Source organism: Rhizobium sp. P2_G9, from assembly GCF_056403475.1.
On record NZ_JBFUFK010000007.1, the window covers coordinates 1 to 20,528 of the forward strand.

The 20,528-nt window shown below is 62.7% G+C and carries 18 protein-coding genes; 7 read left to right on the plus strand and 11 right to left on the minus strand.

Annotated elements, in window-relative coordinates; genetic code table 11:
• The 3 genes from AC1DYF_RS07420 to AC1DYF_RS07430 form a co-directional block, all read left to right on the plus strand.
• A partial coding sequence (locus AC1DYF_RS07420; protein WP_477876060.1) for an ATP-dependent nuclease occupies positions 1-891 on the plus strand: 891 nt, incomplete at its 5' end.
• Positions 878-2,695, plus strand: a complete 1,818-nt coding sequence (locus tag AC1DYF_RS07425; protein WP_477876061.1) for an ATP-dependent helicase — start codon at positions 878-880, stop codon at positions 2,693-2,695. The genes AC1DYF_RS07420 and AC1DYF_RS07425, both read left to right, overlap by 14 nt.
• A gap of 171 nt (positions 2,696-2,866) precedes the next feature.
• The gene (locus tag AC1DYF_RS07430) at positions 2,867-3,613 is read left to right on the plus strand and encodes a restriction endonuclease (RefSeq protein WP_477876062.1); all 747 of its coding nucleotides are present in this window, start codon (positions 2,867-2,869) and stop codon (positions 3,611-3,613) included.
• A 554-nt stretch (positions 3,614-4,167) separates the two neighbouring features.
• Here the strand turns inward: AC1DYF_RS07430 and AC1DYF_RS07435 are convergent.
• On the minus strand, positions 4,168-4,767 hold the full coding sequence (locus AC1DYF_RS07435) for an NADPH-dependent F420 reductase (RefSeq protein ID WP_477876063.1): 600 nt from the start codon (positions 4,765-4,767) through the stop codon (positions 4,168-4,170).
• Between the two features lie 125 nt (positions 4,768-4,892).
• Positions 4,893-5,627, minus strand: coding sequence for an SDR family NAD(P)-dependent oxidoreductase (locus AC1DYF_RS07440; RefSeq protein WP_477876064.1), 735 nt, complete (start codon positions 5,625-5,627; stop codon positions 4,893-4,895).
• A 295-nt stretch (positions 5,628-5,922) separates the two neighbouring features.
• Between AC1DYF_RS07440 and AC1DYF_RS07445 the strand changes: the two genes are divergently transcribed.
• Both AC1DYF_RS07445 and AC1DYF_RS07450 read left to right on the plus strand, forming a co-directional pair.
• A complete protein-coding gene (locus AC1DYF_RS07445) occupies positions 5,923-6,819 on the plus strand; it encodes a LysR family transcriptional regulator (protein ID WP_477876065.1) in 897 nt (298 codons plus the stop codon).
• Between the two features lie 58 nt (positions 6,820-6,877).
• Positions 6,878-7,126, plus strand: coding sequence for a hypothetical protein (locus tag AC1DYF_RS07450; RefSeq protein ID WP_477876066.1), 249 nt, complete (start codon positions 6,878-6,880; stop codon positions 7,124-7,126).
• 259 nt (positions 7,127-7,385) lie between these two features.
• Here AC1DYF_RS07450 and AC1DYF_RS07455 read toward each other — a convergent pair whose 3' ends face one another.
• The 8 genes from AC1DYF_RS07455 to AC1DYF_RS07490 all read right to left on the minus strand — a co-directional run bounded on the left by AC1DYF_RS07455 (position 7,386) and on the right by AC1DYF_RS07490 (position 17,790).
• The gene (locus AC1DYF_RS07455) at positions 7,386-7,634 is read right to left on the minus strand and encodes a DNA methyltransferase (protein WP_477876236.1); all 249 of its coding nucleotides are present in this window, start codon (positions 7,632-7,634) and stop codon (positions 7,386-7,388) included.
• 30 nt (positions 7,635-7,664) lie between these two features.
• Positions 7,665-8,249 carry an RES family NAD+ phosphorylase gene (locus tag AC1DYF_RS07460; protein WP_477876067.1) on the minus strand — a complete coding sequence of 195 codons (585 nt, stop codon included), beginning with the start codon at positions 8,247-8,249 and terminating at the stop codon, positions 7,665-7,667.
• A gap of 8 nt (positions 8,250-8,257) precedes the next feature.
• A complete protein-coding gene (locus AC1DYF_RS07465; RefSeq protein ID WP_477876068.1) occupies positions 8,258-8,878 on the minus strand; it encodes an antitoxin Xre/MbcA/ParS-like domain-containing protein in 621 nt (206 codons plus the stop codon).
• A 337-nt stretch (positions 8,879-9,215) separates the two neighbouring features.
• Entirely contained in the window at positions 9,216-9,521 is a 306-nt protein-coding gene (locus AC1DYF_RS07470) for a hypothetical protein (protein ID WP_477876069.1), read from the minus strand.
• A complete protein-coding gene (locus AC1DYF_RS07475; protein WP_477876070.1) occupies positions 9,511-10,812 on the minus strand; it encodes a TIGR02679 family protein in 1,302 nt (433 codons plus the stop codon). Before AC1DYF_RS07475 ends, AC1DYF_RS07470 begins: the two co-directional genes overlap by 11 nt.
• On the minus strand, positions 10,809-14,987 hold the full coding sequence (locus AC1DYF_RS07480; RefSeq protein ID WP_477876071.1) for a TIGR02680 family protein: 4,179 nt from the start codon (positions 14,985-14,987) through the stop codon (positions 10,809-10,811). Before AC1DYF_RS07480 ends, AC1DYF_RS07475 begins: the two co-directional genes overlap by 4 nt.
• Positions 14,984-16,273: a TIGR02678 family protein gene (locus AC1DYF_RS07485; RefSeq protein WP_477876072.1), complete on the minus strand. Its 1,290-nt coding sequence runs from the start codon at positions 16,271-16,273 to the stop codon at positions 14,984-14,986. The genes AC1DYF_RS07480 and AC1DYF_RS07485 overlap by 4 nt, the downstream gene beginning before the upstream one ends.
• The gene (locus tag AC1DYF_RS07490; protein WP_477876237.1) at positions 16,270-17,790 is read right to left on the minus strand and encodes a TIGR02677 family protein; all 1,521 of its coding nucleotides are present in this window, start codon (positions 17,788-17,790) and stop codon (positions 16,270-16,272) included. Before AC1DYF_RS07490 ends, AC1DYF_RS07485 begins: the two co-directional genes overlap by 4 nt.
• Positions 17,791-18,428: 638 nt before the next feature.
• Between AC1DYF_RS07490 and AC1DYF_RS07495 the strand changes: the two genes are divergently transcribed.
• A complete protein-coding gene (locus tag AC1DYF_RS07495; RefSeq protein WP_477876073.1) occupies positions 18,429-19,025 on the plus strand; it encodes a hypothetical protein in 597 nt (198 codons plus the stop codon).
• 218 nt (positions 19,026-19,243) lie between these two features.
• On the opposite strand, the gene AC1DYF_RS07500 is transcribed toward AC1DYF_RS07495, so the two are convergent.
• Positions 19,244-19,633 carry a RidA family protein gene (locus AC1DYF_RS07500; protein WP_477876074.1) on the minus strand — a complete coding sequence of 130 codons (390 nt, stop codon included), beginning with the start codon at positions 19,631-19,633 and terminating at the stop codon, positions 19,244-19,246.
• A gap of 157 nt (positions 19,634-19,790) precedes the next feature.
• On the opposite strand from AC1DYF_RS07500, the gene AC1DYF_RS07505 reads away from it, so the two are divergent.
• Positions 19,791-20,384 carry a TetR/AcrR family transcriptional regulator gene (locus AC1DYF_RS07505; protein ID WP_477876075.1) on the plus strand — a complete coding sequence of 198 codons (594 nt, stop codon included), beginning with the start codon at positions 19,791-19,793 and terminating at the stop codon, positions 20,382-20,384.
• The last annotated feature ends 144 nt before the right edge of the window (positions 20,385-20,528 follow it).

Here is a 20,528-nt window from a genome sequence, read left to right on the forward strand (position 1 = left end):
TCTCCACCCGCTCTCCACCCGCATGTGCAGCGGCTCGTCTATCGTTATTTTCTTGGCAATACCGGCGATGACGAGGAGGATACGCCTCCGCTCACGACTATCCTGACGACGCACTCACCGCATATCGCCAGTGTCACCCCAATCCGTTCGATCGTGTTGCTGCGCCACGACGTTAGCGAGGAGACGACGAACGCGGTTTCAACCGCGAAGGCGCCACTTACAGAGCGAGATGAGGCGGACCTTCAGCGCTACATTGACGTCAGCCGCGGCGAAATCTTCTTCGCACGCGGCGTGATTCTGGTTGAGGGCGATGCCGAGCGATTTCTCATCCCCGCCTTTGCGGAGGCGCTGGACATCCCACTCGACATGTTGGGCATCACCGTGTGCTCGGTGAGCGGCACGAACTTCACTCCCTATGTGAAGCTGCTAGGCCCCCAGGGGCTGAACATCCCGCATGTCATCCTGACCGATCGTGATCCGAACGGCACCAACCCGCCACTCGTCAGGCGACGATTGATCAACATTCTTTCGCTCCTGGAGACGGGCGTGAACTACGTTCCTCTGGATGCGGACGCGATGATCGCGCGCGCCGAACCATTTGGCTACTTCGTCAACGGCAACACCCTCGAGCCCGAGCTTTTCGTCGGCGGGCTGGCGGAGGCCATGCTGGAGGTTATCGAACAAGAGCTGCCCATCAACCAGACCACGCGCGATCTTGTGCAGAGCTGGGTGGACGATACCGATGACCTCGACGAGGAGCGCCTGATCAAGCTCATTGAGCGCATTGGAAAAGGCCGCTTCGCACAGGCGCTCGCTCCCCACGTCAGCAATGAGGCGTGCCCGGATTACATTCGGCAAGCGTTGGAGCATATCCGCGATGCCGTTTCGTAGCGTCAGCGCCGCATATCTCGCCCAGGCGGGCGATCTGGCTGGCAATCCGGGCCAGCAGGCGGCTTACGATTCGACCGGCCATTGCGTCGTTCTGGCCGGCCCGGGCAGCGGCAAGACCAAGACGTTGGTGCTCAAGCTGGCCCGGATCATGGCCGAGGATGTGCGCACGCCTCGCGGCGCCGCCTGCATCACCTATAGCCAGGAATGCGCACGCGAGCTGACGAGGCGTCTGGAACGGTTGGGGCTGCGTGAGGCGCCGAACCTGTTCATCGGCACGGTTCACGGCTTTTGCCTGAGGCATCTCCTCATGCCTTATGCCCGTCTCGCCAATCTGCCCGTGCCGTTCCCACTTGCCGTTGCGACCCAGCGGCAGAGCGACCAGGCGATGAAGCGGGTCGGCGATCGGCTCTTCGGCGTGGGGCATCCCAACAAGCCGATGGATCTGGGACGCCATAGGCGGTCGATCCTCGATCGCGGCTCGGTTGCCTGGACCAGCGAAGAAGAGCTGGCCGCATGGGCGGAAGAGTACGAGGCCGAGTTGCGTAAAATGGGCCTGATTGACTTCGACGATCTCGTAATTTTCGGGCAACGGCTGGTGTCGGAGCATGACTGGGTGCTCCCCTTGCTTCAGGCGAAATTCCCGGTCCTGGCGGTCGATGAATATCAAGATCTCGGAGTGGCGCTGCACCGTATCGTCAAGCGCATGGCGTTCGACGGCGGCGTTCGGCTCTTTGCCGTGGGAGACTCGGACCAGTCGATCTACGGCTTTACAGGCGCGGACGGCGCGCTGCTGCAGGAGCTCGCCGAGCGGGAAGACGTAGAGCGGGTCCAGCTCCAACTCAACTATCGCTCGGCCTCGCAGATTGTCAGCGCCTCTGAATTGGCGCTTGGCGAGGTGCGTGGCTACGTCTCGAGCGAGCCGGATCGGCAAGCGGTGATCGCGTTCGTCGAGTGCGACGATGGGCTCGAAGGTCAAGCGGTGCACGCCGTGGCTGAAATAATCCCGGCGGCGCTGGCCGCGAAGCCTGGCCGCGCGTTAGGTGACATCGCCATCCTGTACCGGGACTATCGCACCGGCGACGTCGTCGCCGAGGCCGCAGCTGCTGCAGGCCTCGACTTCATCCGCGTCGATACAGCCGCGCCATATCGCAAGGTGGCGCTTACAAGCTGGATCGAGGATTGCGCAGCCTGGTGCGCCGATGGTTGGCGTGAGGGGCGGCCACAATTACGCGGATTGCTTGACCGGTGGCTTGGCTTTCACCGCACCCGTCTCGCAGAGGCCGAATCCCGCGGCGAGGCCCAGCGGCTGACCAAGCTCCTCTGGTCGCTGCGGACCGACGCCGGGTTGGCGCGGGACTTCGTCGGCGCGCTACGGGTGGGAATGCTCGACGCGCTGATGACGGCAGAGCCAAGCCTTGCCGATCAGCGCGAGCAGGTGGTGCGCATGTCGGCGGCGCTCGCTGTCGGTGGGACGCTCGCCGACTTGGATTTGGCGAGCCTCGGTGGACGCGACGGGTCGCCTCTCCATTTGAATCTGTTGACGCTGCACTCCGCAAAAGGCTGTGAGTATGACGTTGTGATCATGGTGGGGCTCGATCTGGGCGGTTTGCCGTGGAGGAACGAGTTGCCGGCGGCGCGACGCGAAAGTCGAAGGCTGTTCTATGTCGGGCTGACCCGGGCTCGTGACGAAATCCACATGCTGTATTCCGGCTACGTCGATACGCGCAGCGGAAGGATGTATTGGGGCCGCTCGCCGTTCCTGAACGAACTCGAAGCGCGCATGGAGGGGGCCGAGGTCGAGTAAATTATGCTGTCATTCCGTGAAGCCCAGGCTGTCGAGGACCTGGCCGATCTCTTCTACGATTTCCTTCCCGGCAGTGGGAACACTCGCACGGCGTTTCCGCTTGCAGCTGCCCAGGCTGGCGTCGGCGAGCTATGGATTCCAGGGAGCAAGCGGCCGGCGATCGTCCAGCTCTTGACCGGCACTCTCGAACAGCGCCGGTCGCTTTTCACCAAGCTCATCGTCGCGATCGTTCGACAGGCGATGACCTATCGGCGCGGCAAGGCGAATCCCTTGACCCGCGCCGAAATCGATCGCCTGAACGCGCTCCTTCCGGGCGTACAATTCAAGATTCCCGAATTGCTCGATCCCAGCTTCCTCAGCAGCTTTGGCCAGCCCAAGACGGAGGAGCCTTCCTCACAAGCGGCGACGGTGCTGAGCGAGGCAAAGGCACAGGAGCTCGCGACGCTTCTGATCGAGATCACCAAGCTTGATCCCCAAACCCGGGGGCTCCGGTTCGAGGGCTTCCTCAACGAATTGTTCGCCGGGTTCGGGCTTGCGCCACGCGGCGCGTTTCGGATCGTGGGAGAGCAGATTGATGGCAGCTTCAGGCTGCAGGGCCACACCTATTTGGTGGAGGCCAAATGGCACGGACCGCAGATTGGCTTTGCCGATTTGATGACGTTCTCAGGAAAGGTCTCGGGCAAGGCGGCTTGGTCACGCGGGCTGTTTGTCAGTAATTCCGGATTTACGGCCGAAGGGCTGGAGGCGTTTTCTCGAGGGCGACAAACCAATCTCATCTGCGTCGATGGGCTCGATCTGTACGAAGTGCTGTCGCGCAAAGTGTCGTTGATCGACATGCTGGAAGAGAAGTCGCGTCGCGCTGCCGAAACAAATCGCGCCTTCATCGCGGTGCGAGATCTCAATCTTCGAGGCAGTTGAACAGCGGCATCGATCCTCAATGACGGTATAGAAAGATGGAGCGTAGTTCGCCCTGGGCGTAGTTTAGCGTGGAAACGGCGATGTCGGTCTGAATGCCTTGCGAGAGACCGTTTCAGCCGTGGTTGGCGATAGATGGCGGAAGGTCCTTTTCCGATATCCAGCCAAAAAACCCAGTGTTTTCAGAAGCGCCGTTTTTTGACGGTGCGCTTGGCGGTATAGCGTTCCGTGAAAAATATTTTATCAAATAAAATCAGTTTGTTATGGCGCTAGGAAATAATCGAGTGGGAGTGACGGGGAGTACCGTGGAGTGGTATTGGATAGCGCAGGACACTCGAGCGAATCCTGGGCCACCGATAGCGGTCGATAGATTCTAAGCAACCCGCAGATCTAGCCACTCTGTCGGGCGTCTCCCCGCTCCTCGAACGGCGCCTATGCGCCGTCAGGCCCACCCCAACCCTCGCAACTTTGTGGCCTTCAAATATTCGGTCGCGCGCTGCTCGAAGAAGTTAGCGCGCGCGACCAGCTTTCGGCGTCGATCAAGCGGCGTAGATCGATTACTGCTCCTTCTTGAACAAATCCTGGAAGATGAGCTGGCCCCAGATGCGGTCGCGTGCGTGCACCAGCGCGCCACCTTCGTTGAGCTTTCCCAGTTTGACGGGTGCGAATCCCAGTTGTTTGGCCAAGGCCGCCACGGGAGCGGTCGCATCCTCGTCGTCGCTCGACAGGAAGACCACCCGGTGGCCGCCCTCGATGATCGGATCGGCAGCGAGGGTGGCCGCGACCAGGTGATTGAAACCTTTCACGAGCTTGGCGCCGGTGAACGCCTTCGCGACGAAGGCGGAGGACGGGAGGCCGTCCAGCTCCTCAAGGGGAACTAACGCGTTCATGGCATCGATGATCGTCTTGCCTTTCCAGCTCGGCAGGGCCTTCGCAACCTCGCGATGTTCGCCGAACGGGACCGCCAAGATGATCGTATCGGCCTCGAGTGCATCCCGCAGCGACCTGGCGGCGACCGTGGGTCCAATCGCCCGAGCCTGCGGCGCCAACGTCTCGGGCGGCCGGCGGCTCGCGACGGTCACGTCGATGTTCTTACGGGCGAAGGCGTGGGCGAGAGCCTGGCCTACCTTACCGAATCCTACAATCGCATAGCTCATAATGCTTCTCCAATCCGTGTTGATATTGATTCCGGCCTTCAACGGCGCCGGGTTATCCGTTTCGCAGTGTGGCGACCTTCGTAGACGTTCCCGCCGATCACCACTCCCCACGATCCGGTGCGAATTCAGATGGCCGAGAAGCCGCCGTCGACAGACAATTCCACGCCATTCACGAAGCTCGAATCGTCTGAAGCGAGAAACAGCGCAGCCGCTGCAATTTCCTCAGGACGACCCATCTTTCCCCGCGGGATCAGGGATTCGAACATCCGCTTCGCTTCTTCGGTGAGAACCTGGTCCTGCATCGGTGTGGCGATCGGCCCCGGGCTCAGCACGTTCACCCGGATATTCCTGCCCTTCAGTTCGTTGAGCCAGGTGCGTGCGAATGAGCGCAACGCCGCCTTGCTCGCCGCATACACGCCGTAACCAGGAAAACCTTTCACCGAAGCAACTGACCCGGTCATGAAGATCGATCCGCCGTCGTTGAACAGCGGCAACGCCTTCTGAACCGTAAACAGCGTGCCGCGCGTATTCAGGTTGAAGGCCGCATCGAAGTGCTGCTCGGTAATCTCGCCCAGTGGGACGGCTTCGCCCATGCCGGCGCTCGCGTACAGGACGTCGATCTTGCCCTTTTCCCGCTTGACCGTATCGAACAGGCGGTCGAGGTCGTCGAGATTGGACGCGTCGCCGCGCACACCGGTCACGTTCCGGCCGATCAGCCTGACGGCCTCGTCCAGCGCCTCCTGTCTCCGGCCCGTGATGAAAACATAGGCGCCTTCTTCAACGAACCGCTTGGCGCTCGCCAGCGCCATGCCGCTCGATCCACCCGTGATGACTGCAACCTTACCGTCTAGCTTTCCCATGAATTTCTCCTTTCGGGCTTTGTCTTTGACCGTTCGGGGAGGCCCCCGAGAACCTCGAAATAGGTCTGCTAGCTTCAGGCGTTGAGTGCGGAAACGCGCATATCGGTGGTGCGAAATCGATCCGGTTGGACGACTGACGGCAGCGGCGGCGATCGGCGTCCGCCATTCGGAATTAGGACCTGTTTGTCGGGCATTGAGCTATGATGGCCGCCCGTGCTACCCCACATTCGAGAGGATGTTCGATGGCGTTGGACACGGGCCTTGGGAGGCGCACCCCGCGGTGCGGGATTGCACCATGATCGACTGGGACGACGTTCGCTATTTTCTTGCCGTCGCGCGCGGAGGCTCGGTGCGGTCTGCCGCCGAGCGCCTCGGCGTGAACCACTCGACTGTGCTGCGACGCATCGCCCAGCTCGAGGAACGCCTCGGCGTGCAGATGTTCGAAAAGCTGCCTTCGGGCTACCGCCTGACGGCTGCGGGCGAGGAGGTCCTCGAGTTCGCGGACCAGATGGAAGCGTCGTCGCACCTCTTGGAAACGCGCGTCTTCGGGCGCGACCAGAGCGTGCGTGGGCTTCTGCGGGTGACGCTGGCACCGCCCCTTGCGGCACACCTGCTCATGCCGGACTTCGCCGATTTCGCGCGCCTGCATCCGGACATCGAAATGGAAATCTTGTCGTCGGGCGAGCTGGCAAATCTGACCAACCGAGAGGCCGACGTCGCGATCCGCGTCGTCTACGACCGCAAATCCCTGCCGCTCAATCTTCACGGTCTGAAAGGACCGGAGCTGTTCGGCGGCGTCTACATGTCCCGCGATCGACTGGCCGCGTGGCGCGCGGGGGCGCCTGATCCCATCCGGTGGATCGTCATAAGCATTCATGGAATTCCGGACTGGGCCAGCGACGGTGAGGTTCGCGCCACAGGGGTTCCGTTCAGGACCACGGACGGCGAGGCGCAGATCGTCGCGGTGCGGCAGGGGCTCGGGATGACGGCGCTGCCGTGCTTCGTCGGAGATGCCGACCCCCTATTGGTGAGGGTGCCGGGCACCGACCTGCACATGTACGGAACGCTCTGGCTTCTCACACAGGGGGAGACACGCAAGACCAAGCGCGTGCGGCTCTTCACGGAGTTCGTATCCCGCAGGCTCGCCGCCTACGCTCCGCTTCTCGCGGGCTTGTCCATTTCGCGCGACTGACGCGCGGCGGGTCGCCGGCGACCCGGATTGTCCACCGGCGCTCAGCGAGGCTGCCGAGGTGCTGTTCGACGTCGATCACGACGGAATGCTGCCGGATGACCGGCTGAACGAGATCGAATCTTTCTTCGCCGCTGCATCGAGCCTGGACCATGAGTTTCGCGCCTATGACGATGCACTCGATTTCATCGCGGGACGGCGCGATGCGGAGATCCGGGTGTCGTCCGCCTTGGGTGCGCGCAGCCAGGTGGGGTTCGACGAGCGGAAGGGTGCGACCAGTCGGCGGCAGGCGGCGAACAGCGCCACATAGAGCGTCGTCGTGGTACCTGATATCCGATCGAGATGCACCCCGTCCGGGGACTTGGTCATGCTGCCGACCAGGCTTCGGCGGATATTCTGTTCGATGCCACGGATAAAGGCGGCGGTCTCCGGATCGAACCAGCCCAGAAGCGCGTCATTCGGCGACAGTTTCGGCGGTGCCGAGCGGGCGTGCGATAGAATCGTCGCTGCCAACGGTCGGAGGTGATCTGCCTCGCTCGGCGGCAACGGGCGGGCGCGTTCGACGATGATCAGACCGGGTTCAGGTCGATCCTGATAGCGTTCAGACCGAGCGACGTGGCCCTATAGGTCGTGGTGCCGCTGCCGTTCCACGGATCTAACACGACTGCGCCGCGCGGTAGCTTGGCGCTCTGCAGCAACTCGCGGGCGAATAGCTCGGGATAGCCGGCGTAGTAAGGAAAGAAGCCTTCCCAGTCTGCAGGCGTTTGTTCCGCTTCGGCGAAACGATGCGAAGTCGCTTGGCCATTAGTTGGCCCCAGGGCGGACGGAAGGGCGGTGAGATGGCCTGATCATGGCGCATAGCCCCGTTGGCGGCGTAGCGTGATCCCCAGGCGGGTGATTTCGGCCGGCAGCAACGCTGCCTGCAGCAGGCCGATCGGGACTGTTGCCGACAATGCGGAAAAGGCGCGATCGTAGATGGCGACGCAGGCACCACTGGTCAGGCGCGAGTCGAACAAGATGGCGTCGACATCTGCCATCTGATCGTGGACAAGTTGGGAGAAGGTCTGGCCGGCGGTGTGGTCGCGAGCCCGACTCGCGTCGGTGTCGACACCCAGCTCATAGGCCGCGGCTCCCCGCAGATCGAGCAGCGTGAGATCTCGGCTGGAACCGATGGCGGTTAGGCACACCTGCTCCAGATGAGGCCGGTAGAGATAGCGCCGTGACTTGTCCTCAAATCGGTCTCGCACGACGGCCTCGGCGAATGCAGTAGAGAAGTTGTCCGCCGCGTAGAGCACGCGGAAGGAGTCGGTCGGACTAGAGTAGCGGCTCGACCCGAACCCGGCGCCGGKCGGCGCCGCCCGGTGCTTTGTGGGCAGAATGCGCGGCCAGTCTGAGAGACACGCGGCGATCACCCGGTCACGAAGTTTGGACATTACGAGCTTCACGCGTAATCAAAGGCGCCCGCCGCCGCGCTCACGACGCCACGAACGTCGCCGGCATGCAGGGCGTCGATCGGAGCCTTGCCGTCCGTCATCCGATTAGGCGCGACCAACCACTCCCACGTCTCTTCGGCTGAAGCGAAGTGCTCCGCCACCTCGTCGAGACCGTCTAAAGGCCGGCGACGATCAAACTGCCGAAGTGGATACACGAAATTCCGCAACCCCTTTCGCAGCGCGATGACCTTTCCCGCCTTACGCCAGTTATCGAGGGTTCCCCGCGCAATGCTSAGTCGCCGGACTAAATCTCCAGCCCCGACGAGTTCGCTCTCGGTCCAGTTGGCCGCTTCATCGTCGACAGTGATGGCATCCAGAAGCCTGCCGCCCTCCGCCGCCGAGACGACCGGGCCGACACCGTCGCCTTGCAGCACGCGGCCATCGGAAGGTGGCGGCGACGACATTGATTTCGGCTCTCGCCGACGGATCGCTTTAGCGACAGCGGGCATAGGCACCTTCAGCGTCGAAGCCAGCTCGACAAGGTCATGCAAGGGCATGCGCTCGACCTTGCTTTCGATCGCCTTGGTCAGGGCGGCCCGCGTAAGATGAGATGGTTTGACTGCGCTCATGACTCGTTCTCCTTGGGCAATATAAGCAAAATAGGCAAAATAGGCAACCCTAGAACTGGAAAACCGTTTCGCTGAGGGCAGATGGGTTAGCGGAGCTGCCGGCTATGACCACTGGCGTGTCGTATGGTTTAGAACGCCCGATTTCTGGCTGAATCGGAGAGTCAGCTCTCCGAGCAGGGCGTGAAAATAAAGTCGTCGAAGCGTGTGATCTTGAAGGATGACCCACGGCAATTGACCAATGCGAAACGCGGTGATCTCGTGAAATTTCCGATCCATCAGTGCTTGTCCGCATCCTTGGTCGCGGTTGCGTGGGAACGTTGACATGAAGCAAGCCACGTCAACTGGCTCGGACTGAGCGGCGAAACCGACCGGGGCTTGATGCCTCTTCATCGTCGTCCCTCAGGTCGCTGCCGACAAACATTGGGAGCTCTTGGACGGTCTTCTTGCTGACCTCGGACCGGAGGAATTTCTCATCAATGAGATCATTGAAATAGAGAGCGAGAACGGCGTTGCGGTCGTCAACCCCACAGCGCCATATAACGCCTGTTCCGCCGCATTCTTCACCTTCGTGATCTTGATTGATAACTTGCTTCTCCTGTTGCGCTGAAAATGCGTCCTTCTTTGAAGAAGCTTCACCGATCATCGAGATCCTGCAACAACGAGGCGGCCAGGGCCTCTTCGGCGATGGCCACGCGATGCTCACGCATCGCGGGCGCCAGCGCTCCGTCCCATGATGCTTCGGCCACCTTTCCTCCAAGCGGGTGTGCCAGGCTCTGTGCCGTCCGCACCGCGGCAATATAGTCGACGGCGCCAAACCGCCAAGGCTCCGCACCGTGTTCTCGCATGACTTGGTTGCCGATACGCAATCCGGGCCAGTCGAAATCGCCGTGATAGCGGAGCCGCGCGCCGGCCAGTGCGAGTTGATCCAGAAGGCATCGTTGCGCGGCGGCGGGCATGCCGTCGGTACAGACCAGCGGCGCGCAGCCAGCCCCCCATCGGTCCGCGGCAATGGCGAGCAGGTTGGGATTCTCACACACGTAAACGTCGCGGCCCGCCACATCCCATCGAGGCGGCGAGCGCAGCAGCGATCGCAGCGATGCAAAGGCCGGCTCTCCCAAGGGCCAACGATCGCTTTCGGTCCCGTTTGGCGGCAGGTTCAGAAAGAGGGCCGGGCGTGCCAACTCGTTGACCAGAACGCCTGCTCTGGCCCATGTATCCCGTATCCGCTCGGCACCGGCGACCGGCTCCAAAACGACATCCTCTCTCGATTTCCGTACCATCTCGCTGTCTTCGTCGGCAATGAGTGCTGCGGCGTCGAGAGTGGGCGTGGCGATCTGGCGCAAGACCGCCAGAACGAGGGCGGCGACCCCGCGACCGTTGTCAAGCGCATGGGCGTCGCCCAGCACGTCCGCGGCCAGTTGCGAACGCGTTATGCCTTTTGCCGGCAGGTGCCGCAGCACTTCTTCGGCGCGCCAGCAAAGCTCCGCTGCCGCAGCCGTATCCCCCCGAGCGAGCCGTTTGAGCAGACTGATACCTCCCGGAGTCAGGAGCAGGCTGGCCAAGTCGGAGTGGCTGCAACTGTCTATCACGCCCGACCACAATGTTTGCTGTCTAAGGCGTATTCCGGCGAGATGAGGGATGGTGCCGTCAAGCTTTTCCAACGCATCGCGCAGGGATGTGGCGATGCCGGAGCGCCGCAGGTCGGCATCAAGCCGGAGAACGTCGATCTGCAGGGACTTGGAGCGGCGCTGCCGGCGGCCGAGCAGCGCGGCCAGTGCCGCGTATTCCTCTGCGCTCAGTCCGACGACGCGAATATGATCGACGGCGCCCTCGATCGGCGCACGCTCGAAGCGTTGGCGCAGCCGCTTGCGCAGCGAGGCAAGATGGTCACCACCGAGCAGGCGTTGAAGACGCGGGTCGACTTGATCGCTCATGCTGGCGCAAATCTGCGATCGGGATCGGCCTCGGGCTTCTTCTCTCGTCCGTCCCAGGTCCATCGCGAGACGAATACGGCGTCGATGCCTTCGCGCCGCTGCAACTGGCAGATGGCGACACCCGGCAATTCGGCATAACAAGCCCACTCGCGCTCGCTGGTGATGACGAAGTCCAGATCGAACTCGCGGATCAGCCCCATGCAATGCGCTCGCGCTGTGTCATCGATGCCGGCAAAGGCTTCGTCGAGCAGCATCAGCCGTGGAGCCAGAGCATAGCTGCCCTGGCTGTAGAAGCTGGCGACCGCGGCAAAGAGCGGCACCGTGAGGCCGAGCGCCCGCTCGCCGCTCGATGCGGGCCCGGACAGCTTGCGCCAATGGCCCTCCTGCCAGCGTTCGACGCGGAAACCGTGCCAATGACGATAATCCAGGGCGCGGGCGAGCTGGTCGAGCAAGATGCCGCCGCTGTCCTTTCCGCCGCTGGAATCAGCGCGCTCCCGTTCGGCGGAGATACGCTGCTGCAGCATCGCGCCGACGACACTCCGGTCGTCTGCCGACCAAAGGTCGGCGCTGGTGTTGAGCAGGCGCTTGCGCGCCGCGTCGAGACCCACCGGCGCGCCTTCCTCTTCAGACAGCGGCTGCCACAACAGGCGATAGCGCACGCCGGTGGAGGTCGGGCGCTTGTGCAGTTCGCCGTTGATGGCATCGACCTGGCGTTCGGCAGCCTGTAACAGACGTTGGATCTCCGCGGCGATTTCGGCCTGCAGATGGTTCTCCAGGACGGCGCGTTCGTTCGCACTGAGCAGTTCGCCGCGCTGGGCGATCTCTTCGGCCAGCCGCATGGCGAGGCGGTCCGGCCGTTCGCGGCGGTTCTGGTAGACGATGTCCACCCTGAAACCCCAGTCGCTGGGATCGGCCTGGGCCTGGTGGCCCAGCGCGCCGAGCGCACGCTGCAGCTCGGTCAGTTCTTCGGCTATCTGCCGCTGGATGCGCGCCCACGCCTCGTCGTCGTCCTTGAGGTTCGACAGCTCCTGTTCCGCGCGGCGGGCCAGTGTCAGCGCCGGGTCGATCGTCCACTGAACGCCCATATCGGGAAGTTCGACATGCGGCAGCGCCGCCGAGAACAAGCCGGTTTCTGCAAACTGCTGCAGTTTGGAGATCGTCTGGCCGCGCGCCTCACCGCGCTGCTGCAGGACAAGGTTCGCCGTCTCGGCCTGCTGGCCAGCGACCGCCCGTGTCTCGCCCGCCTTGCGCAGGGCTTCGCCGGCAAGCTTCAGCGTGGTTTCGCCGGTCTCGACGGCACGGCGGGCTTCGCTCAGCCGCAGCTGCAATTCCTCGACCTTGGCGCCGACCGTTTCCCTGAGCACATTGAGCCGGGCAGAGGCCTCTTCCGCTTCGACATGTGCCGCCGCGAGATCCTCCTCGCGCTGCCGCAGGTCACCATGCGCTTCGTTCTCGCGAGCGCGTTGGCGTTGCCATTCCGGCAGCGCCAGACGGAACTCGTGGGCTGTCTGTTGGAGTCGGACCTGCGCGTCGCGACAATGATCCAGCGCTGTTTCGACGGCGGGCAGCGTGTCAGGCATTTCGGGCAGGCGCAGGTCTGCGGCATCCGCGGCGCGCTGTTTGCACACAGCCTTGAACGCCTGTTCGGCTTCACGGCACCGCGTATCCGCTTCCGCCAGTCTTTCGCTGGCGAGACGCGCCGCGTGGGCGCTGGCGGCCGCCGCCATATGAGCGCCTCGTAACACCTCGTCGGCGGGCGCAAGGCGCCACTCTTCGTCGGCCTGTTTGCGATCCAGCGCGAGCTGCTCCACTTTGACACGCACGGCTGTCAATTCTTCGGAGAGTTGCGCAAGGCGGCCGGCAATCTCGGCCAATCGCCGCATGCGGGCGGCGGCGCGGGCCACGTGGCCGATGTAAACCGCCGCAGGCTTGCCCCACGCACCGGACAGCGCGCCGAGGCGAAAGCGGCCGTCGAGAGCGATCCACGCCTCACTGTCGACGGGATCGTCATCGGCGCAGGCGATGCCCGACAACAGGCGCTCGACGATATCGGCCGGCACAGCGCAACCAGCCGGTACGGTAGCCTCCAACCAGTCGGCGAGCGACGGAGAAGACTTTTGCCGTTCCAGCGCCTGCGTGTCGTAAGGCAGGATCCCGTCATCGCCGGCCTGGAGGCGTCCGTCAGGAGAGATCCAGGCGTCGAGAAGCCCGGAGGCATCGAGCGCGGCCTCGAGGCCGGCGCGTTGCGGAGCCGCCACCGCGTCGCGAAAGTCGACCACTTGCCAGAGCGGCGCGCCTTGGCGCGCCTCGCGTGCATCGAGACCACGCGTATACGGCAGGGGCGGCGCCATGTCGTCGCCGGCTTCCAAGCGTCCGCGTTCGTCTTCGAGCGCCTCACGTTCCGCCCCCAGTGTCTGCTGTTGGCCGTCGAGCGCCACGCGACGCTGTGTCAGGGAGAGGCCGGCCCCATCATATGCCGATTGCAGGAGGTCGCGGGCAGGGTTGTCGCCCTGCAGCGTCGCGGCCCATTCCGCCAGGGCCGTCAATGCCGCGGGCCTGCTGTCGGGATCGATCTGCAATTGCTTCAGGCCGACGAAATGGCGGTCCCAGCTTTCCACCAGATTCCAGCCTTGCCGCTCGACCTCGGCATCAGCTTGGGTCCGGCGTTCGGCGGCCTCTTCGGCTTCGACCTGTCGTTCATCCCGGATTTCGCGGCGTCGCATATAGGTCGCCTCGGCCTCAGCGACTTCGCCGTGGCGGCGACGCAGCAACGCGATCTGTTCACGCCGGACGGCAACGAGGTTGCGAAGCTCGACGCATGCTCCGTCGAAAGCATGCTGCGTCAGTTCGACCAGCGCGGAAGCCTCCAATTGGGCGAGGAGGTTTTCGGCGTGCTGGCGGGCGATGCCAGCCGCATCGGCGTAAACTGCGCTTTCGCGACGCAGATCGGCCAATGCGCGTTCCGCCAGTTCCACGCGCTGGGCTGCGCGTCCGGCTTCCTCGGTGCTGAGCCCCAGTCGTCGGCCCGCTTCTTCGACGGCTGCAGTGGCCTTCAGCATTGCTTGCAATCGCGCCGCCCTCTCCTTCTCCGCGTTTTCGAGGCGGTTGGCGTCCTGCATCGTTGGGTCGGAGCGCAAGGTATCGAGCTGTGCACGCCCGCGCGTCAGAGCGATCTCGGCACTATCGTAAGCGGTCCGATCCAGCACTTCCTGCCTTTGCGCTTCGTCGAAGTGAGCCTGGGCCTCACCTCGTGCCCGGCTGGCGTTGTCGAACTCCGTCTGGGCCTGGCGCAACAAGCGGGCCTGGCGGCGGGTCTGCGTGCCAGCGTAGACGCGATAACGTTCCTCAAAACGGCCGACGGCCTTGGCCAGAGTCTGATATTCGTTGAGCTGACGGCGGTCTTCTTCCAACTGTCCGAGCGCTTCGGCAACGTCGCCGAGCAATTCGGGCGCCAGCGGCGGCAAGGCCTCGGTCAGTGCGTTCGACAGTGCGGTCTCGTCTGGCTTTCTGGAAAGCTGCGGCTGGCGAAGCTGGATCAATGTGTCCATCAACGCGTCGTAGCGCTTGACGCCCAGACGGAACAGGCGCTCGTCGACGGCGCGACGGTAGCCGGCCGCGGTGTCGAACACCTGACCACGGCCATCGAGCGCGTCGCGCAGGCGCTCCTTGGTCAGCACCACCCGCTGCCCACTCGTCAACCAAATATCCTGGTTGATGCGTGTCGCGCCGTCGGCGTCTTCCAGCAGGAAGAACCAGCTGTCGACCTGCGGACGGGCGGCCGTCGCCGAAAGGCCGGCGCCGAGCGAGAGAAAACGCGGCGTGCCGTCTTCCGCGACGCGGCCGAACTCGATCCACGCGTAGCCGATGCGCCGGTCGTAGCTGTTCATCAGCAGGTTCCAGGCCATCTTCTTGCCGCCGTCCCCATCGGGCTCAATGCGCGAAGACTTGAGCTGTGCGTCGAACAGCAGCGGCAGCGTCAGTGACAACACCTTGGACTTGCCCGTGCCGTTGTTGCCGCGCAGCAACAGATGGCCGTCGCGGAACCAGAATTCCTCGCTGTCGTAGTGAAAGAGCTCCACCAAGCCCAGGCGCAACGGCTGCCAGCGCTGCCGCGTCGGCATCGGCAAAGCCGGTTTTTCCGGCGTCAGGGAGAACAGATTCAAGCGGTCATTCATGTCGGTTCGAACCGAAAGCCGACGTCCACGGTCGGCGCCTTGCGAGTTTCGCGGATTTCGGCGTCGCCCATCGCGAAGCGCGCGAGCGCCGGCAGCGGGTGTATGGCACCGGCGTCTCGCACAGCCAGCTGCAGTTTTTCCAATCGTTCGATCGCGATGGCAGCGAGTTCGCGTTCGGCGCCTGGTTCGCGGGCCGATTTACGCCAATAACGGCCGTATTGGGCCTTCGCCTCGTGCAGGAAGTCAGCGATGTCATGTTCGTGGATATCCCGGGCTAAGGCTTTCGCCGTGTCGGCGCCATTCGCCTGCCGCTGCCTTTGCCCGGCGGCCAGATACTCGGCGACAAGCAGTGTCACATGGGCATCGGTGCCTTCGGCCGGCATCGCCACGTCGGTCAGCAGACCGGCGTCGTCGACCAGCGCCAGCCCTTCTGCGCGCTGTTCCGCCACCAGGCCGGCGGCGTCGCACAGGCGAGCGGCCATCGCTCCGCGCTGGTTGAAGAAATACGCCCGGGCTTCCGGCTCCAACGTCTCCACATAGACTACCGGATCGTCAAGAAGCCGGCGCGCAATCTGGTGGCGCAGCGCCGTACGCCGACCTTCCTCGCTATCCGCCACATGTTCGCCGACCAAGGCGCGCAGCCGCTCCTCGATCGCCGCCGGCGCCTCTTCCGGGGTCCAGGTGGAAGGGCCACGCACGGACGCCAGCACGCCGGCAAGCATGCGGCGCTGCACGTCATAGAGCGCATCGGCTTGATCGCCGCCGGCCCGCACGAACGTTTCTTCGTCGCCGGCCACGCGGTACAACACCCCGAGGCTCAGCAATGTGCGGCACACCGAAACGAGTTCGCGCCGTTCGTGTTGCGCCTCGAGCGTGAAGGTGAAATCGAGCGTCGGCTCAGCGGAGAACTCCAGCAGCCTTTCGCCTAGCAGGCGCAAAGTGATCTGCGGGTCGGCGCGTTCGAGCACGGCACAGGCGAGGCAAAGCAGCACATAGCGCCGGCGATCGTAGCCAGGGATGCCGCGCGTGGCGTCGGTCAGGTTTCCGGGCAGCTTATAGAGGCGTGCGCCCTCGCGCTCGACCTGCAGCATCCAGCCCGTCTCGCGAGAAAACCACTCGCGCAATGCTTCGGCCTGGCGGCGTATGGCGGCAAAATCCTCATGTGCCGGACCTATCAAAGGCGTCATCAGCAGCACGCGCACGCAGGCGCGAAACTCCTCGCGCTGGAAGCGCTGTTGCAGCAGGCCGATGCCGCGGCTGTCGTTGTCGTCGTTCGCCGCCTTCATCGACCGTCCTGCAAGGGGGTGATGGTGATCAGATGGTCACGCCCGGCAAAGACGCCATGCGGCGTGTCGATCGTGGCGCGACTGTCGGGGGCAAGCGGCTTCAGGTGGATGCGCAGCAAGCCGTCGCTGGTCTGGCGTTCCACCGGCGTCTCCGGCCCGGCTTGTTCAGCCAGAGCCTCCCCGAGCAGGCCCAGGAACAGACCGAAGGCATGCATGTCGAGTTCCCCCAGATCCGAAAGCCGCGCCGGGCGGCTGGTCGCGAGACGCCTGCGCGCCGCTTCGACCTGCCGTGATTCCTCCGCAAGCTGGCGTGCCAGGAACGCGCGCTCTTCGGCGCGGTCTCGCACGCGCGGCAGGGGTCCGCGCGGTGCCGCTTCGCCATATTCGCGCAAACGCGGGTGAACCTTGAGCGGCGCAGCGTCAGCCCATGAGATGCTGGCCGGCAGCTCGGTTTCCGCATCGGCGTTAAGCGAGAAATGCCGCGCCGGATTGAGAGCGAAGGCAGCCCGCCCGAGCCGGTGTGCCTCGCCGTCGTCTGCGCAGGCGGCAAACCAGCCGGCAAGCAGGCGGAAGTCGGCAGAGCGGTCGCTACGGCCGCTGCGCCGTTCGTTGAGCGCTGCGATCGCAGCCAGAAGCTGCGGGATGGCCGACCGCGCCCGCGCTCGCAGCAGCTCTGCTTGAGGCGGCTCGTGGCCGGTGCTGAGGAACCAGCCACGCAGACCCTTCCAGCGTTCTCGCCAGGCCTGCAGGTAGGCTTCCCGCGACTTGGCCTGATCCTGCGCTCCACCGGGAGCCGCGTCGCGAGATTCGCGTTCGGCCACCTGTCCAAGCAGGCCGTCTACATCTGGCTCCAAAGCCTGGACGAGGCGCGCGATCGTGTCGGAACGGCGCACCAGATCGCCCATGAAACGTTCCAGGTAATCGATCAACCGCCTCTTGTAGGTTGCAACCGCCCCCGCCTCGGCCTGTTGCAGCTCGATGCTGCGGGCGACACCGGCCATGAACGCCTGCGCGTTCTCGGCCAGGCCTTCGAACACCCGCACCAGATCCCGCAGCGTTTCATGGATCTTGGCCACATCGGATTCGGCGGCACCGGCCAGCGCCTGAAGGGCGTGCAGTCGGCTCGCTATGTCCTCGAGCGCCACCGTTTGCAGTTCGGCGCGGCGCTGCAAGGTCTGCAAGAACACCGTCAATGCCGATTCCACGGCCTCGCCTCCCTGCGAGAGCCGGTATAGAAAGCGCGCGCGGTAAAAGTCGCTGAGGCTCGAAACCCGCGCAGTGTCGGGGTGTGATTCGAGATTGCCCCATTGCGTGAGTTGGGTGAGCGCCACATTCACGTCCTCAAGGCGCGGTGACCCGTCCGGCCAGCGGGCTTCGGCAAGCACTTCGTCGGGCCGCAACTGCAAGCGGTATTGCCGTTTGGCCGCTGCGAAGACGTCCATGATGCGGCGGTAGAATGCGGCCTTCTCGGTGCTCACGTGACGAAAGAGATCCGCCGGGTCATTCACAACGTGCATAGGCAATCGCTGCCTCCACAAACTCACTTCGGATGTTTTTGCTTTGTTCTCGAATCTTGTCAAGACGCTATGTTGATCGTTGAGCATAACCACCTGTGTGGGGCGCTCCGTCCATGCACCCTGTCAGAAGACTTTCTCAGTCGGGTCAAGGACAGGCATTGTCGCCAAATGACAGTCTCGCCAGGCTTCTCCACAGCCTTGGAGACATGCTTTCAGTTGCGCTGCCTGTCTCCGAAGGAAAACCGACGGTCCTATCGATAGTCCACGAAAGCATGGAATTCGCGAACAGCGAAAATTCATTAATGAAATCAAAGCCCAGATTTCCGACGTTATGTCCGGCATTACCTCCGTTGAACGAAAATAAATTTCCTTTCAAAATCGCCGGAGAATTTACGCCACCAATGTCGAACAAGGCGCTACCGGCAATATACATTTAAAAGATATGATTGCCGGCGACGACAAGTTCGTGGTCGCGGAAATTCTCCGGCGATTTTGAACAGTGGAAGAGACCGCATTGGATGGTATAAATGGTTGAAGGCGTCGAGGCCTGGTGTAGAATCTCAACAACATGACGATGCCAACGACTTCTGCACAGGCTTCCGCTCTGTGGTGGCCGGATTCAACAATGGAGCCATCGAGTGCTATTCGATCTATTCAGCAAAAAGAAGCGCGAGAAGAAGGCCGATGCGTCGGCAATATCCCTGTCCGCGCTCCTCGAAGCTCCCCAGCACACCCTTCTTCCGTTCTTCGAAGCTCCCGAAAACAAGAAGCTGTTTGCCAATTGCCCGTGTCGAAAACACCTTGCTCGCCTGCACACCCTTGATGCTGGGACTGCCCGCCGCATTGTGCTCCATATGCTCGGCCACGTCATTGAGCTGAAGGCAGGCCAGCCGTGTCTCAATGAGAAAAAGGAAACTATATCAGCGATCGATCAGGACGGTATCGACGATGAAATTCGCTACGTCTACAACGATTTGAACAATCCGGCGCTGGGCGAAGCAAGAAGCATCAAGCCGGATGCCGATCAAGCCGACGATCCTGAATATCGGGGCTTCGGGCCTGAGCAGAGAGGGTGCTTTGGCGCTGATGCACGGGCTGAACTGATGGCGGAAGCCTTCAGAGCCTATATGCAGAATCCAAACTACTTGAAAACCGTGGCACCAAATGTGGCACACCGGATCCGCGCCGCCGTCAATCCAAATCCCAAGATAAATACCATCATTCAATTCAATTGAGGGACGGTCGACTTCCCGCGCGCGGGGGAACACTTGGTCGCTCCAGTTGATTCCGATTTTCGGCGTGCTGCTGCTCCGATCACGCATGCTGCGGCATTCTATATGCCGGTACGCCTTCAGTCTCGAGCGGCTCAAGGCATCGCTCGCATTGCCGCCGCTTGAGACTGAGCACGCGATATCTCGCCAATGCACATAGCGGAAATCGCCCGCTATACCTCTCAGGGAATGCGAGCGATCACCTTGATTTCGAAATCGAAACCAGCGAGCCAGTTCACGCCGATCGCCGTCCAGTTGGGATAGGGCTTGGCGCTAAAAATCTGATTCTTGACGGCCATGATGGTCTCGAACTGATTTTCCGGGTCCGTGTGAAATGTGGTCACATCGACAATGTCGGCGAAAGAGCAGCCAGCTGCTTGCAGCACTGCCTCAAGATTGTCGAAGGCCAATTGAACCTGGCGCGGGAAATCAGGCTCGGCGGTTCCATCGGAGCGGCTGCCAACTTGTCCTGAGACGAACAGGAGCTCTCCGGAGCGGATTGCGGCTGAATAGCCATGCGCTTCATACAGTGCGTGCCTGTCGGCAGGAAAAATAGCTTCGCGCTGGGTCATCCTATGATCTCCTTTTCATCGTTGTCGATTGGGCAATGCGCGGCGCGGGAACTTCCATATCGCCGCGCCATTTGATATACGCAATGTATGTGAGATACCGACATACGATGCGTATGTCAAATAAGATACGATACGTATGTGAATATGGGTAACGACAATGGCCAAGCGACGCGTCGAGACGATGGAAGAGAACCGTGCAAAACTGATTGCCGCGGCGCGAAAAGCCTTTGCCGAAAAAGGATATGCCGCCGCATCCATGGATGAACTGACCGCGGAAGCCGGTCTGACGCGCGGGGCGCTTTACCACAATTTCGGGGATAAGCGCGGACTTCTGGCTGCGGTCGTTCATCAGATCGATGCCGAAATGGCTTTGCGGGCGCAGGCGATCGGCGCCAGGGAGAGAGGCGATTGGGACGGCCTGCTGGCCGAGGGGGCCGCCTATATCGAGATGGCGCTCGACCCCGAAGTCCAGCGTATTGTTCTCCTCGACGGGCCGGCGGTGCTCGGAGATCCATCGCAATGGCCGAGTCAGAACAGCTGTTTGCAGGTGACCAAGGAGACCGTGGAACGGCTTCTCGCGCAGGGAATTCTGAAGTCCGTGGACGCAGAAGCCGCAGCCCGGCTCGTCAGTGGCGCTGCGCTCAATGCGGCCCTCTGGATTGCGGCCAGCAACGCTCCAAAGGATGTTCTTCCGAAGGCCGTCGAGGCCTTCCGACATTTGGCCAGCGGTCTGTTGGCAAAACAGGAGTGATCCAGGAAATTCCGAGCAAACTTGGCGTGGGCTTGGCACAAATGGTCGAAAGACGGCCAAACGACATTCGGATGTCCTCGTGTGATTGGAGGACGTCGAGAGAATCGGATTTGATTTGGTCGCTGAGATGCTGAGGACGCTGGG